Raw genomic sequence first — 15454 nt, 5'->3', positions numbered from 1 at the left:
GTTCAGCCCTCCTTGCAGGCGGGCTGGGCCAGCAGCCAGGCTTCGGCCGCCGCCACCGTGGCGGCATCGCCGACGGTGGCCTGGTCCGGCGCGATCTTCCGCCCGTCGCCATTTCCATTGCGATCGCGCATGACGCTGGTGGTCAGCACCAACGCGCTGCCGTCCACCAGCCGGCGCACCACGTTGGCCGTCGATACACCCGCCGTGGGCTGTCCGAAACTGCGGGTCTGCGCGCGGCCACGGAACGCCAGTACGGTCGCTTCGCCGGAACTGGCGGTGCGCGGGCCGGTCAACACCGCCACCGGCGCGCCAACCTGGCGGGGCAGATAACCGGGCTGGCCGAAATCCAGGCGCGTCGCCTCGCCCATGCGCACGCCACTGGCAGTGGTCTGCCAGCGTACCGGACCGTCGGCGGTCTCGAATGAGCCCACGTCCTCGATAGCCATCGCCGAGGTGCGCAGCAGCGGCGCAACGCCCAGCAGCATCGGCCACATGTTGCCGCCTGTGTTGTCGCGCAGGTCGACGATCCAGCCGCAGCGAGGCGTGCTGTCCTTTTCACGGATGATGTTCTGCCAACGCACCGCGCGCTGGATGTTCTGTTGCTGCAGCTGCTGCGGCGGCGCACCGGGGTCTGCCGCATAGCCCTCGATCAGCACCTGGCCGATACGCGGGTCACGTGCGCGAGCGGCGTCGCTTTCGCTGCGGGCAGCGGCGGTGGCGTTTTCGCGGGCGAAACGCTCCACACGTTGCTGCTGTCGTTGCGGGGTCATCCAGCTGCCGTGACCGCCTGAACTGCGACCGATGGCCTCGGCCAGGACGGTCCGGACCTTGGCCGGATCGCCCTGCGCATCCTTCAGCCGCGTGCGCGTGGCAGGCCAATCGACCCTGCCTCGGTACAGCGCCTCGCGTTCAAGCATGTCCAGCAGCTGTGCCTGTGCGGCGGGTGATGGAATCTCGATGGCGTCGGCCGCAGTGGCAGCGGTCGTTGCCAGCAGCGCGGCGATGAGGAGGGCACGCCCCGGCAATCCTTTGCTGTTCCGCATCGACATCTCCCTGTCGTTGAATGAAGGCGAAGCATAACGCCTTGGCCGCCGCGCGGCGTGTCGCATCAGGCACGTCAGGATCGGACTGCGATTTACAACTTTGCCCATGTCGGCACGCTGGCAAACGCGCGAAGGTCGCTGTGCCGGCGCCACATGCGCTGGCCGGGATTGGCGTCCTGAATCAATGAGCAAAGATGACCGATTGCCTCGATGCAGGCACTCGCGACAATGCACCACCTGCCGGTCCATGGCGGGCGGTGCGTGGGGACCTTTGGGTCCGTCGGCTTCTTCTTTGCTCTTGACCGGCACGCCAACCCGCACCGCCCGCCACCTTGCATCCCGCAGGTGGCCCAGCCCTGTGAGGTTGTTGCCATGACCACGCTCCACCCCACCTATCCGCGCCTGCATACATTGCTGGGTGATGCCCTGCCCAACCTGCAGCTGCCCAACGCCACCGCCGAAGCGCTGGAAGTCGCGCTGGCCGAAGCCGATGAAGCTGCCCCCACGCCCGCCTTCTTCAAGCGGCTGCGCGACGTCACGCGCTGCCACGCCGCTGACGGCGAGCCGTGGACGGAACTGCGCATCACGCCGGCGCGGGCGCGCGATCTGGCCTGCGCCACGCGCTGCCTGCTGGCGTTGTCGGCGCTGGGAGGTGTGCTGCTGGCGACGCAGGCGGCGCGTGAACTGGACGACGCGGAAGCGCAGTGCCCGCCGCTGACGGAGGAAGGGCTGTTGCACGCGGTGCAGCTGCTGGCCGATCACGCGGGCGCGTTGCTGGGGCGTTCGCCGTTGTAATGCAGCGGCGTTGGGATTGCTTGATTGGTAGCCAGGGCGTGTCGACCGAGGTCGACACCTACCAGAGCAGGTCATGGCGCTGGAGGGATTCGTACCGACCTGGGTCGGCACCCACCAAAGCGGATCATGGCGCTGGAGGGATTCGTGTCGACCGAGGTCGACACCTACCAGAGCGGGTCATGGCGCTGGATGGATTCGTGTCGACCGAGGTCGACACCTACCAGAGCAGGTCATGCCGCTGGAGGGATTCGTGTCGACCTGGGTCGGCACCCACCAGAGCGGGTCATGCCGCTGGAGGGATTCGTGTCGACCGAGGTCGACCCCCACAAGAGCGGGTCATGACGCCGGGGGGATTCGTGCCGACCTGGGTCGGCACCAATCGGAGTGGATTATGGCGTCGGTTGGATTCGTGTCGACCAAGGTCGACACCCACCAAAGCGGAGGTCGTCACCAGTCCGCGCGCAGGCCGATGTTGCCTTCGATGACGCGGCGCTTGTCGTTGTCGCTTCCACCAACTTCGCGGGTGTAGTCGGCCACGGCATACGCGCTGATCGCGCGGTTGAAACGCCCGACCATGCCGACACCGGCTTCCAGTGCGCGCGAGCGCTGCGAATTGATGATCGCATCACTGTCGAACAGGATGCGGTCCTCGCCAGAACGGCCGTGCCAGTAATTCAACTTGAAGTACGGCTGCCAGCCGTTGTCGGCCAACTGGTAATCGCCCGCCAGGCGCAGGCCGACGCGGCCAGTCCAGGCGTTGTCGTTGTCGAAGGAAACGGTCGACACCAGATCACGCTGGTCATCCAGTGAACTGCGCTGCCAGATGACCTGCAGCTGCGGTTCCAGCCACCACGATGACTGCCCGAACTGCAGCAGTGGCTTTCCCGCTTCCAGCGACAGCGTGGTGCCATCGCCCTTGAGGTCGATGCCCAGCCCGCGCGAGGAGCGCGTGCGGCCGTCGTAGCGGCTCTGCATCGCCACCGCGTCGATGTAGCCGCCGCCGCTGTCGGTCAACGTCCAGTACAGGCCCACGTGCTTGTCGTCCAACCGGCTCTGGCCGACCAACACGTTGTCCCAGCCCACGGCCAGGCCGGTGATCCTGCCATCGGCGCGGGTACGGCCGACGAACACGCCGATCTGGTTGCGGTGGCTGTCACCGCTGGCAGCCCACACATCCAGGCCTGCCTGCACACCCATCACGTCACCATCGAAGCCGGGCCGTGCATCGCCTTTCCAGTGGATCTCGCTGCTCTGCCCCACCAGCCGTCCCCACGCCGTGCGGAAGGCGCCCTGGTTGTACAGCAGGCGCTGTTCGCCCTGGCGCTCATGGAAGGTCCCCAGGCTGGCCAGCGAGGTCTCGCGCAGCAGCGGTGGCACCACGGCGTAGGCCGCAGTCTCCAGGCGGTACAGCGGCACCAGGCCGTTCCCGTCCGGCGCGGCGGGCCTTGCCCCCGCACTGGGCGGCGGCGAACCGGTACCGGGCAGGCTGCCACCGGCCACCGGCACGTCCGGTACGGGTGGATCACTGGGCGGCGCTACGGGCGCAGGTTCCGGCGGCGGTGGCGGCGGTGCGGTCTCGCCTGCGGTCAGGTCCGGATCGATGGCACCCTCTGGCGGCGGTGGGGGTGCCGGGGGAATCGGCGGTGGTGGCGCCACCGGTGGCGTCGGCGGTGGCGGTGGCAGTACTTCGCCGCCGCCGTTCGGCGCGGGCGTCGGCCCGGCCGCCAATGTCGAACGCAGGTACCAGTTCTCGCCGGTGCCGGCGCTGACGCCGCCCTTGAACAGGAAATACTCGTAGGCACCGGCCGAGACCGGTGCGAACAACGAGAACGCGCCTGGCGCGGTGGTTGCGCCGTTCAGCGCCTGCACCACCAGGATACCGTCGACCAGCGTGGCCGCGCCGCTGCCGCCCGCGTTGAGGATGCCGATACCGGTGCTACCACTGGCCGTGCCGCCATCGATCACCAATCGGTCGCTGGTGGCGTTGTCCGCCGCCAGCACGGTACGCAGGTACAGCCCGCCGCCATCCCCACGGTAGTTGCCGCGCACGGTAAATACATCGCCCGGCGCAGAACCGGTCAGATCGATGCGCCCGGCATTGACCACATTGACCAACGCGCTGCCGCTGAAAGGACGCACTGCATGCGTACCGCTGCCTGCATAGATCGTGCTGGTGTCATCCAGGGTGAGTGACCCGGTGCCGCTGGTACTGTCGCCCAGCACCAGGTCGCCATCGAAGGTGAGCTCGGTGCTGCTGGCCAGGCTGACCGCTTCCCAGTTCTGCAAGCGCCCCACTCCAGCGGACTTGACGTTGTTGAAGCTGAGGCGATCATTACCGCTGCCGCCGTCGAACAGCGGCACCGCACCGATGTTGCCCTGGTTGAGATTGCTCAGCGTGGCGACGTCGTCATCGGGTCCTGCGTCGATGGCGCCGTAGACAATGCCGCCGCCATTCCAGTTGAAGGTGTCGTTGCCGGTACTCAGCAGCACCTGACCGCGCACGGTTCCATCGGTGATGGTCACGCTGTCATTGCCGCCGCTGACGCTGATGTTGCCGCCTACATAAGCGGTGCCGGAGATGATGATGGTGTCGGTGTCGAAGCCGGTGACCACGTTGCCGTCGACAGTGCCGCCGGACATGTCCCACAGGTTCTTGTCCAGTTTCATGTTGACGCGGCCGATGCGGCCGCCAGTCATCCACGCCTGGTCGCCATCTTCGAACGCGCCAACGATGCGGCCACCGCTCATGCGGAAGGTGTCGATGTTGTCGCCCTGCTGCAGGGCGCCGATGGTGCCACCGGTCATGACGAAATCATCGCGGCCACTGCCCTGCGTCACCAGCCCGGTGATGGTGCCGGCGTTGACGGTCAGCTGGTCATCGCCATTGCCCTGGTCGAGGCTGTCGAGGGTGCCGCCGCTGAGCAGCAGCACGTCGTTGCCATCGCCCTGCTGCACGCCGCCGCTGATGCTGCCGGCCAGCATCTGCAGACGATCGTTGCCGGCGCCGAACTGCACGCCGCTGCTGCCACTGATGGTGCCGCGGTTGACCAGCTCGCTGTCGCCGGCACCGCTGAACTGCAGTGCGATACCGCTGCCGGAACTGATGCTGCCGGTGTTGTCGACGCGGCTGCCGCCGCCAAGCTGTACTGCGGTACCGCTCGCCGAGCTGAGGGCACCGAGATTGGTGAGCACGTGCCCGCCCGCGCCGAGCAGGGAGATGGCGCTGTCCGCGCCGGCCTGCTGCAGCTGCGCGCCATTGCCAACATTCACGGTGATGCCCGCCGCGCCAGTGGCACTGATGGCTGCTGTCTCGGGATTGGGGGCGGTGCTGCTGCAGGTGACGGTCTGCCCGGCCACGGGAGCCGTCGCGTCGCAGCCGGCCCAGGCGGCAGGGGCGGACAGGGCGAGCAGCGAGGGCATCGCCAGGATCTGCAGCAGGGAAACAGTCAAGCGGCGCTGGCGCAGCCCGCGCGGGACGACATGGGACATACAGCACTCCTGGGTCGGGGATCAGGAACTGCGGATGCTCTGTACGACACTGCTGATGCAGTCTGCCCTGCCATGAGTGGTTTCGACAGGTGAATTTATCGGCAGTCGGTCACGCTTTCGTTGTGAAACCGGGAAGTAGTCACGCAGCCCGCATGTCGATGAACCGATTCATTTCCCATCGCCCGGGATGGAACATCCACGCATGGCACAGCGGGCATGGCACACCTGGATAGCCATGGATCCACGCCCGGATGGGCCATGCCCAGTAGATCCATGCCATGCGTGGATGGGCCGTTCTGCACGATGTTTGCCGCGCTCAGATCTTCAGATAAATGCGACGCCGGTCCAACCACCACGCCACGCCCCACCACAGCGCGACGAACGCCAGCGCCTGCAGCATCGAGGCCAGCTCCAGCGCCTGTGGCATTGCTGCGGCCAACTGTTGCCAGACCCACCCCCAGGCGCCGGTGGCCAGCAGGATCACCGACATCACCGAGGCACCCAGATAGGCGGTGATGGCATTGACGCCGAAGCGCCGGCCCAGCGCCGGCCATCCCTTGCGGTCGATCAGCAGGTGGCCCAGCCACAATGCCAGCGCGGCCAGGCCACCGGTCCACAGCACGTAGCTGGGCGTCCACAGCTGCTTGTTCAACGGCAGCACGATGGCCAGCAGCAGGCCGAGCACGGCGGTGACCGCACCCAGCGCGGCCAATGCACCGGCGCGGCCACTGCGCAGCAGGCCCCCGGCCAGCAGGCCCAGCACGGTGCTGGCCAATGCGCCCAGCGTGCTCAGCAATCCTTCCGGGTCATGGCCCAGACCGGTATCGGCCTGCCATTGGTAGATCCATGGCGCGAACAAGGTGGTATCCAGGCGACTGGCCGGGTTGGTCCACGGCGCCAGGTCACCCACGCCCAGCAGCAGCGCGGCGTAACCCACCAGCAGCGCCACCAGCGCGGCCGCCTGCACGCGCGGGCGCGCATGCACCGCCAGCATACCCACCACGGCCGCGCACAGCGCAATGCGCTGCAGCACGCCCCATATGCGGAAATGGTGCGTGTGCAGTGCCCACCACACCAGCAGGTGCAGCAGCACACCGGCAACGGCGATGCGCAGCGCGCGTTCCAGCACGCCACGTGCAAGCGCAGGCCGTGCGGCCGGATCCAACGCGCGCGGTGCCACGCTGAAAGCCATCGACACGCCAACAAGGAACAGGAAGAACGGGAACACCAGATCGGTCGGCGTACAGCCGTGCCAGTCGGAATGGCGCAGCGGTGCGAACACCGCGCTCCAGTCGCCGGGGTTGTTGACCAGCAGCATCGCCGCCACGGTCATGCCGCGCAGGGCGTCGATCGAGCCCAACCGGCGTGGCGGCGCGCTGCTCATCCTCAGGCCGCCTCGTACTGGCCGGCGATCCACGTACCACGCACCTGCAGCGCGTCGTCCAGCAGCACCAGGTCGGCCTGGTAGCCCTCGGCGATGTAACCCAGGCGATCATCGACATTGAGGAACTGCGCCGGATAGGTCGAGGCCATGCGCGCGGCTTCGGCCAGTGGCTGGCGCAGCAACTGCACGGTGTTGCGCACGGCAGTGGCCATGTCCAGCGCCGAACCGGCCAGCGAACCGGCCGCGTTGCGCACCACGCCGTCGACGGCAGTGATGGTTTCGCCATACAGCACGTAGCTCGGATCGTCGGCACCGACTGGCGGCATCGCGTCGGTCACCAGCAGCAAGCGTCCACGCGGCTTGGCCGCCAGCGCCACCCGCAGGCTGGCCGGATGCACGTGCACGCCATCGACGATGATGCCGATCCAGCTGTCGCGATCTTCCAGCGCGGCGCCGACCGCGCCGGGCTCTCGGCCCTGCAGCGGCGACATCGCGTTGTACAGATGGGTGAAGCCACGCACGCCGGCATCGAGGCCGGCACGGATCTCTTCATAGGTGCCGGCCGTGTGGCCAGCAGCGACGATCACACCGCGCTCGACCAGCGCGCGGATGGTCTCCAGCGGCACGCGCTCGGGCGCCAGGGTCAGCAGGGTCACGCCGTTGTCCAGCGACGACGCCAGTTCGATTTCCTGCTCGTCCGGCACGCGGAACTTGCTGGCATCGTGCGTGCCCTTGCGCGCCGGTGCGATGTACGGGCCTTCCAGGTGGATGCCGATCACGCCGGGCACACCCTGCGCAATGGCCTGGCGCATCGCGCCGATCGCCTCGCGCATCACGTCCACGTCGTCACTGATCAGGGTCGGCAGCATCGCCGTGGTGCCGAAGCGGCGATGCGCACGGGCAATCGTGCGCAGCGACTCGACGTCGGGCGTGTTGTTGAACAGCGCACCGCCACCGCCATTGACCTGTACATCGATGAAGCCGGGCAGCAGCCAGCCACCGCCCAGGTCCACCTGCTCGTCGGCCGTACCCAGCTGCGGCGCCGCGTCGGGCAGCAGCGCGCTGATGTGGCCGTCTTCGATCACCACCGCAAGGTCATCGCGGAACTCATCGCCGGCAAGAATGCGGGCATTGCGCAGGACGGTTGCCATCACACCGTCTCCGTCACCTTGTTCAGATGCGGCGGCAGATCCGGGTTGAAGCCGCGGCGCAGCGCCAGTGCATTGATCGCGCGATAGAAGCTCTGCACCGTCAGCAGCGGCGCGCACAGCGGATGCGGCGCGGCAGCGACCGGCAGGTTGCCGCCGGCACCGGCCAGCCACACCTTGGCGCCACGTGCGGTGAACTCTTCAGCCACGGCGCGGGTGCCGGCGCCGGTCTCATCGGGCTGGGCAAAGGCCAGCACCGGGAAGCCGCGATCGACCAGCGCCATCGGACCATGCTTGACCTCGGCCGAGCTGTAGGCCTCGGCATGCAGGCTGCAGGTTTCCTTGAACTTCAGCGCTGCTTCCTGCGCCGCGCCCAGGCCGAGGCCACGGCCGAGCACGAACAGGTTGTTGGCCTCCACCAGGCCATCGGTCACCGCGCTCCAGTCGCACTGCCAAGCCTCGCGCATCGCATCGGGCAGCAGGTCCAGTGCATTGCGCAGCGCGCTGTCCTGCTTCCAGTACGCGGCCAGCTGCAGCAGCGCGGACAACGAAGCAAGGTAGCTCTTGGTCGCCGCCACGCTCTTCTCCACGCCGGCATGCAGCGGAATGACCGTGTCGGCCAGTTGTGCCAGCGGAGAATCCTCGACGTTGACCAGCGCCACCACGCGCGCGCCAGCGGCCTTGGCCGCTTCGGCATTGCGCAGCAGGTCCGGGCTCTTGCCGGACTGCGAGATGACAATGAACAACGCACCGCGCAGCTGCAGCGGTGCAGCGTAGACCGAACCCACCGATGGCGAGGCCGAGGCAACGACCAGGCCCAGCTGGGTTTCCAGCAGGTACTTGCCGTAGGTCGCGGCATGGTCGGAGCTGCCACGTGCGCAGGTCACCACGAACGGCGGCGGCGCAGCGCGCAGGCTGGCTGCCAGCGTCTCCATCACGGCGTGGTTGCGGGCGAACTGGCGGGCAACGACCTCGGCCGCTTCGGCGGCCTCGGCGAACATCAGGGTGGCGGTGGGATCGGACAGCGACATGGCAGGCTCAGGAAGGATCGGAAGGGAGGGGGCGCGCGGCGGCGGGACGCATCGGTGCGGTCGAGCCGCGCACCACCAGTTGCGGCACGAAGCCCTGGTTGTGCAGCGGCGCCGGCGCATCGTCGTAGGCATCGCTGCGCAGCTGCGCGATCAGCAGGCGCGCGGCATGGCGGGCGATGTCTTCGGTGGCCTGCTTGGCGGTGGTCAGCGGCGGCCACGACTGGCGCGAGAACGGACTGTCCTCGAAGCCGGCAATGGACAGGTCGTAGGGCACGTTCATGCCGGCCGACTTCGCTGCGGCCAGCACGCCGGCGGCGATTTCATCGTTGGAGCCGAAGATGGCGGTGGGCGGTTCGCGCAGCGCCAGCAGGCGCCGCGCACCGCGGAAACCATCGTCGAAGGTGTAGTCGCCCTGCACCACCAGATGCTTGTCCACGGTCATGCCGTAGTCCTTCAGCGCGGCCTCGTAACCGGCGTAGCGTTCGCCCGAAGAACGGTGCGAGGTGCCACCCCAGAGGAAGCCGATGCGCTGGTGGCCCAGCTGGATCAGGTGCTCGGTGATTTCATAGGCGGCTTCGCGGTCGTCAACGAATACGCAGGCGCCATCGGCCGGATCTTCGGTGGCGGCGATGATCCGCACCAGCTTGATGCCGCGCGCGGTGAGCGCCTGGACCAGGTCGCGACGTTCGGACATCGGGGCGGTCAGCACCAGCCCGGCCAGGCGCGAGCGCTGCACCCAGTCGGCCAGTTCATCGGCCAGCAGCGGCGAACTGGAATCGCACGGATGGATCTGCAGGCCGAAGCCGGTTTCGCGGCAGGCCGCGAGCACGCCGTTCTGCACGCCGATGATGTGGTACGGGTTGGGGTTGTCGTACACCAGCCCGATCACGAAGGTGGTGCCGCTGCGCAGGTTGCGCGCCGACGGATCGGGTTCGTAGTCGAGCTCGGCGATGGCACGCAGCACCCGCGCACGGGTGGCCTGCATCACCGAGGGCTCGTTGTTGATCACCCGCGACACCGTCTTCAGCGAGACCTTGGCCTTTTCGGCAACGTCCTTGATGGTCGCTCTGCGCATCGGCTTTTCCTGGGGTTGGCTGCCGTCCATCATCGCCGATCAGACCTTGTCCTGCGGCAGGCCGACGCGATGGCCGACCACCGAGTAGAACAGGATGTACAGGTAGCAGGGCACCATCAGCAGCAGGAACACCAGCTGGAAGTCGATGTGCTGCTTGAGCACGGCAAACAGCTGCGGAATGATCGCGCCGCCGGCGATGCCCATGACCAGCAGCGCCGAACCGGTTTCGGTGAAGCGGCCCAGGCCACGGATCGCCAGCGGGAAGATCGCCGGCCACATCATCGCGTTGGCAAAGCCCAGCAGCGCCACGAAGGCGACCGACACATAGCCGTGGGTGAAGAAGGCGCCCAGGCAGAACAGCACGCCCAGTACCGCCGAGACGGTCAGGTAGCGCGACTGCGAGACCACTCGCGGGATCAACACCAGGCCGACCACGTAGCCGATGAGCATCGCAAACAGGGTGAACGCGGTGAACATCTTGGTCTGGTCCAGCGGCAGGTCGAAGCCATGGCCGTAGGTACCGATGGCATCTCCGGCCATCACTTCCACGCCCACGTAGACGAACAGGCAGAGCACGCCCAGCCACAGATGCGGGAACTGGAAGATGCTGCTGCGCTCGGCCTTGCCTGGCACGCCGGCCGGTGTGGCATTGGCCTCGGAGGCCTTGATTTCGGGCAGCGGCGAGAACAGCACGGCCACTGCCAGCACGACCAGCAGTGCCGCCATGCCCAGATACGGCGCGTGGATCTTGGCCGCGAACTGGTTGAGCAGCGTGGCCTTGGTAGCCGCATCGGCGGCCTGCACCTGAGCGTCGAGATCACCGATGCCATGCAGCACCAGGGTGCCGATCAATATCGGCGCAAGGATGCCGGCGATCTTGTTGCAGATGCCCATCATCGCGATGCGCCGTGCGGCGGTTTCGATCGGGCCGAGGATGGAGATGTACGGGTTGATCGCGGTCTGCAGCAGCGCAAGGCCGCTACCGATCACGAACAGGCCGCCCAGTGCACCGGGATACCAGCGCTGGGTGGCGAATTCACCGAACAACGCCGCACCACCGGCCATCACCAGCAGGCTCAGGCTCAGGCCTTTTTTCATGCCGGTGCGGCGCAGGATCCACGACGCCGGCAGGGCCAGGAAGAAGTAGGACAGGTAGAACACCATCAGCACCAGGAAGGCGCCGACCTCGCTCAGCTCGAAGGCGAGTTTGACGAAGGTGATCAACGGGCCGTTGAGCCAGGTGAAGAAGCCGATCAGGAAGAACAGCACGCCGACGATGGCGATGGACGAGGCCACGTTCGGGCGTGCGCTTGCAGCGGGGACGGCTGACATCAGGAAGGCTCCTGCGGCGACGGCCGCAGAACACGGCGTCGGAGAGTGGCTGGGAACAACGTTGTCACATTCTTTCGATGGACAGCGACCGTTTGTCAACTTCCACGCACTGGTCACCCCACCTCATGCTGCACTGCGCAAGCGCGTTGCACGGCCATCCGCTGAATGCGCTTGGCCCTTGAAGCCCCTTGCTGCAACGGTTCCGCCCGGGATGCAGTATTCACGCCATGTAAACGTTTACGGCGATCTGCATTCGTTGCGGCGCAGCAACGAAAGTGTCACGAACTCGTTGACATCGTTGTCAACGCGGTTACAGACTCCGCCCAATCGCCGGCTCCATCGTTGCCCTTCCCGGGGCCGGCTCCACCTGCAGCAGGAGCCCGCGTGACCGCCAGCCATCCCGCCCCGGCCCATGTCCTGTCCCGCGTCGCGCCCTCGTTCCTGGCTGCCGACGTTGGCGGCACCCATGTGCGTGTCGCCCGGGTCCAGGCCAGCGGCGACGATGCCCATCCGGTGCAGGTGCTCGATTACCGCAAGTACCGCAACGCCGACCACGCCGGGCTCAGCGCGATCCTCGCCGACTTCCTGGCCGAAGGCCCGCGCCCGTCGCACTGCGTGGTCGCCACCGCCGGCTATGCCCGCGAAGACGGCACGGTGATCACCGCCAACGTGCCGTGGCCGTTGTCGGCGCGGCAGATCGAGGCCGACGTCGGCCTGCAGCGGGTGCACATCGTCAATGACTTCGAAGCGGTGGCCTACGCGGCCGCGCAGGTCGATGCCAGCGGCGTGCTGCACCTGTGCGGCCCGGAAACGGCGCCGCGCGGCCCGACCCTGGTGGTCGGCCCTGGCACGGGCCTGGGCGCAGCGCTGTGGATTCCCACCGCCAACGGCCCGGTGGTGCTGGCCACCGAAGCCGGCCAGCCGACCCTGGCCGCCAGCACCGAACTGGAAATGGCGATCGTCCGCCACATGCAGCGCGACCGCGCGCACGTGTCGATCGAACATGCCCTTTCCGGTCCCGGCCTGATGAACCTGTACCGCGCGATCTGCGCGCTGCAGGGGCAGGCACCGGCGCTGGCCAGCCCCGATGCGGTCACCGCTGCGGCGATGACCGGCACCGATCCGCTGGCGCGTCAGGCGCTGGATGTGTTCTGCGGCCTGCTCGGCAGCACCATCGGCGACATGGCCCTGTTCTACGGCGCCCACGGCGGGGTGTACCTGGCCGGCGGGATCCTGCCGCAGATCCGCGAGTACCTGCGTACCAGCACTTTCGTCGAACGCTACCTGCAGAAGGGGCCGATGGGCGAGGCGCTGGCACGCATCCCGGTGAAGGTAGTCGAGCACGGACAACTGGGCGTGATCGGCGCTGCCAGCTGGTACCTGCTCCACGCCGACGCCTGAACCTGCAATCGGCTTCAATGCAATCGCAGCACGTCGTCCCGTTCCACGCCGTAATCGCAATCCGCATGCCGCCGCCGGCACCCAACGAGTGATGAGGAGAGACATCATGAATACCCGCAAGACTCTGCTTTCGGCAGCCATCGTCGGCTGCCTCGCCTTCTCCGCGCACGCGCAGGACCAGAACCCGCAGGACCTGGACACCGTGCAGGTGGTGGGCATCCGTGCCAGCCTGGAAAAGTCGCTGGACACCAAGCGCAACAACGTCGGTGTGTCCGAAGCGATCACCGCCGAGGACATCGGCAAATTCCCCAGCACCAATGTTGCTGAAGCGCTGTCGCAGATTCCTGGCGTTACGCTCGACCGCCGTTTCGGCCAGGGCGAGCGCGTCAGCATCGACGGCACCGACCCCAGCCTCAACCTGTCCTTCCTCGACAACCACCCGGTGGCACAGGCCATCTGGCTGTATGGTGAGCAGCCCAACCGTGGTTTCGACTACACCCTGCTGGCACCGCAGATCCTTGGCCGTGCCGAGATCATCAAGAGCTCCGAAGCACGCCTGACCGAAGGCAGCCTGGGCGGTACCGTGCTGATGCACACCCGCCAGCCGCTGGACCTGAAGCAGCACGAAGTAGCCGCATCGGTGGGCTACAGCTACAGCCAGCAGGCCAGCGAAGGCAAGCCGAACGCGGCCGCGCTGTACAGCTGGAAGAATGATGCTGAAACCTTCGGCATCGCGGTATCGGCCCAGCACTATGAAGAGGCCGTGGACCGGCAGGGCAAGGAAGTGTTCGGCTACGTCAAGGCCAGCACCTTCACCAATGCCACCGGCGTGGCCGGCGACGTGGACGTGCCCAACTCCTTCAATGCCGCCTGGTTCCAGCAGGAGCGCAAGCGTGACAGCGCTGTGGTCAACCTGCAGTTCAAGCCAACCGATGAGCTCGAGTTCAACTTGAGCGGCATGTATATCAAGGAAAAGTTCGACAACTACAACCAGTCACTGTACTCGTTCCTGACCTGGAACCCGGGCACGGTCAATGCAGTGAACCAGCTCGGCAACGTGCGCAACGGCGTGGCCACCAGCGGCCATTCCAACGCAAGCGCCACCGCCAACAGTGGCACGGTCATCTATGACAACAACGTGCGCCTGTCCGAGGTCACCACCAAGGGTGTTGACCTGCGCGGCGCCTGGAAGAACGAGACCTGGGGCGTGACCGGCCAGGTGGGCCAGAGCAAGTCAGATAACAAGGAACTGTCCCAGTTCTTCATCGAGCCGTTCTACAACGGCGGCTACAGCTGGAACATGGAACAGGGCATCACCTTCGATGACCCGGCCGGCGCACGCAATCCATCCAACTGGGGTTCGGCCGGCGGCTGGTTCGGCAACAACGGCGTGTTCTCCACCGAGAGCAAGGACACCTACGCCCAGCTCGATTTCAACGTACAGTTCGACAGCATCTTCAACCAGCTGCAGTTCGGTGTACGCCACGGCAAGCACGATGAAGCCTTCACCCTCAACGTCTATGGCGGCGTCACCCCGGGCACTCTGGCCGACGTGGGCACCATCGGGTTGACCGACATCCAGGGCTTCAGCCCCGACCAGGGCCGCCACATCCAGGCTGGCCGCAACAACGTGCTGAACTGGGTGCGCAACAGCCCGATCGACTACAGCAACCCCGACGCGGCCAGCTATCTCAACAACAGCTGGGCGCTGACCCAGACCAACAATGCCGCCTATGCGCAGCTGAACTTCTCCAACGGCCCGCTGCGCGGCAATCTGGGCGTGCGCTACGTCGACTCCAAGACCGAGGGCAGCGGCTTTGTCTACGGCGGCACTCCCACGCTGACCGACCTCGACAGCAAGTGGCAGACCCGCACCAAGAAGGAAGACTTCGTGCTGCCTTCGTTGAACGTGGCCTGGGACACCGACAACGACTGGGTGTTCCGCTTCTCTGCGGCCAAGGTGATCGCCTGGGCGCCGTACAACCAGATGGTCAACAACACCTTCCTCAACGACACCACGCTGACCGGCTCGGGCGGCAACGCCGACCTGTCGCCGTATGAATCGTGGAACTACAACGCGTCGGCCGAGTACTACTACGCGCCGCAGGCGGTGGTGGCCTGGTCGGTGTTCTACAAGAAGATCGACAACTACATCGACACCTCGGCCACCATCGAGCGCCAGTACAACTCGATCCGCGATACGTCGCCGGCCACCTGGGCCAACATCGTCGGCAGCAACGGCTGTACCGCCGATGGCTACTGCGATTACAGCATCCAGCGCCCTCGCAACGCCGGCAGCGGCCACGTCAAGGGCTTCAACATCAGCTTCCAGCAGCCTTTCGGTGAAAGCGGCTTCGGCCTGACCGCCAACTACACCTACGCCAACGGCGAGAACAACACCGGCGATCCGCTGCCTTACCAGTCGCGCAATGCCATTGCGTTCAGTCCGTACTACGAGAAGGGCCCGATCAATGCGCGCCTGACCTACAACTGGCGTGACAGCTATCTGGCCGGCGGCTACGTGGCCGGCGCTGCCCCGTCCAGCGTGGACGACTACGCAGAACTGGGCGCCAGCTTCGGCTACACCTTCAACGACAACTGGTCGCTGACGGTCGATGCACAGAACCTGCTGGACGAGACCTACTTCCAGTACCTGGGCGACAAGGAACACCTGGCCGGCAAGTACAAGAGCGGCCGTCGCTATATGGCCACCCTGCACTTCAAGTTCTAAGCCTGCACCCAGCTGCACATCGCGA

Annotated in this window: 10 protein-coding genes; 3 read left to right on the top strand and 7 right to left on the bottom strand. The window is 66.6% G+C overall.

Annotated features, from left to right (window positions below; all coding sequences use genetic code 11):
• Positions 1–2: 2 nt before the first annotated feature.
• A complete protein-coding gene (locus tag TEP_RS02955; protein WP_132824207.1) occupies positions 3–1043 on the bottom strand; it encodes a S41 family peptidase in 1041 nt (346 codons plus the stop codon).
• Positions 1044–1415: 372 nt separating this feature from the next.
• Between TEP_RS02955 and TEP_RS02950 the strand changes: the two genes are divergently transcribed.
• Positions 1416–1838 carry a hypothetical protein gene (locus TEP_RS02950; protein WP_132824205.1) on the top strand — a complete coding sequence of 141 codons (423 nt, stop codon included), beginning with the start codon at positions 1416–1418 and terminating at the stop codon, positions 1836–1838.
• A gap of 447 nt (positions 1839–2285) precedes the next feature.
• Here the strand turns inward: TEP_RS02950 and TEP_RS02945 are convergent, their stop codons facing one another.
• The 6 genes from TEP_RS02945 to TEP_RS02920 form a co-directional block, all read right to left on the bottom strand.
• The gene (locus TEP_RS02945) at positions 2286–5327 is read right to left on the bottom strand and encodes an autotransporter domain-containing protein (RefSeq protein ID WP_132824203.1); all 3042 of its coding nucleotides are present in this window, start codon (positions 5325–5327) and stop codon (positions 2286–2288) included.
• A 316-nt stretch (positions 5328–5643) separates the two neighbouring features.
• Positions 5644–6711, bottom strand: coding sequence for a heparan-alpha-glucosaminide N-acetyltransferase domain-containing protein (locus TEP_RS02940; RefSeq protein WP_132824201.1), 1068 nt, complete (start codon positions 6709–6711; stop codon positions 5644–5646).
• 2 nt (positions 6712–6713) lie between these two features.
• Positions 6714–7862: an N-acetylglucosamine-6-phosphate deacetylase gene (gene nagA / locus TEP_RS02935; RefSeq protein ID WP_132824199.1), complete on the bottom strand. Its 1149-nt coding sequence runs from the start codon at positions 7860–7862 to the stop codon at positions 6714–6716.
• Complete coding sequence (locus TEP_RS02930; protein ID WP_025878683.1) at positions 7862–8890, bottom strand: SIS domain-containing protein; 1029 nt, start codon at positions 8888–8890, stop codon at positions 7862–7864. The genes nagA and TEP_RS02930 overlap by 1 nt, the downstream gene beginning before the upstream one ends.
• Before the next feature lie 7 nt (positions 8891–8897).
• Entirely contained in the window at positions 8898–9965 is a 1068-nt protein-coding gene (locus TEP_RS02925) for a LacI family DNA-binding transcriptional regulator (protein WP_025878684.1), read from the bottom strand.
• Between the two features lie 39 nt (positions 9966–10004).
• Entirely contained in the window at positions 10005–11297 is a 1293-nt protein-coding gene (locus TEP_RS02920) for a sugar MFS transporter (RefSeq protein WP_080149834.1), read from the bottom strand.
• Positions 11298–11681: 384 nt separating this feature from the next.
• Between TEP_RS02920 and TEP_RS02915 the strand changes: the two genes are divergently transcribed.
• Both TEP_RS02915 and TEP_RS02910 read left to right on the top strand, forming a co-directional pair.
• A complete protein-coding gene (locus TEP_RS02915) occupies positions 11682–12698 on the top strand; it encodes a glucokinase family protein (protein WP_033832013.1) in 1017 nt (338 codons plus the stop codon).
• 106 nt (positions 12699–12804) lie between these two features.
• Entirely contained in the window at positions 12805–15429 is a 2625-nt protein-coding gene (locus tag TEP_RS02910) for a TonB-dependent receptor (RefSeq protein ID WP_132824198.1), read from the top strand.
• Positions 15430–15454 lie beyond the last annotated feature (25 nt).

Source organism: Stenotrophomonas sp. TEPEL, assembly GCF_004348785.1.
Classification (GTDB): Bacteria; Pseudomonadota; Gammaproteobacteria; order Xanthomonadales; family Xanthomonadaceae; genus Stenotrophomonas; species Stenotrophomonas indicatrix.
This window is presented reverse-complemented; position numbering and strand designations above follow the sequence as displayed.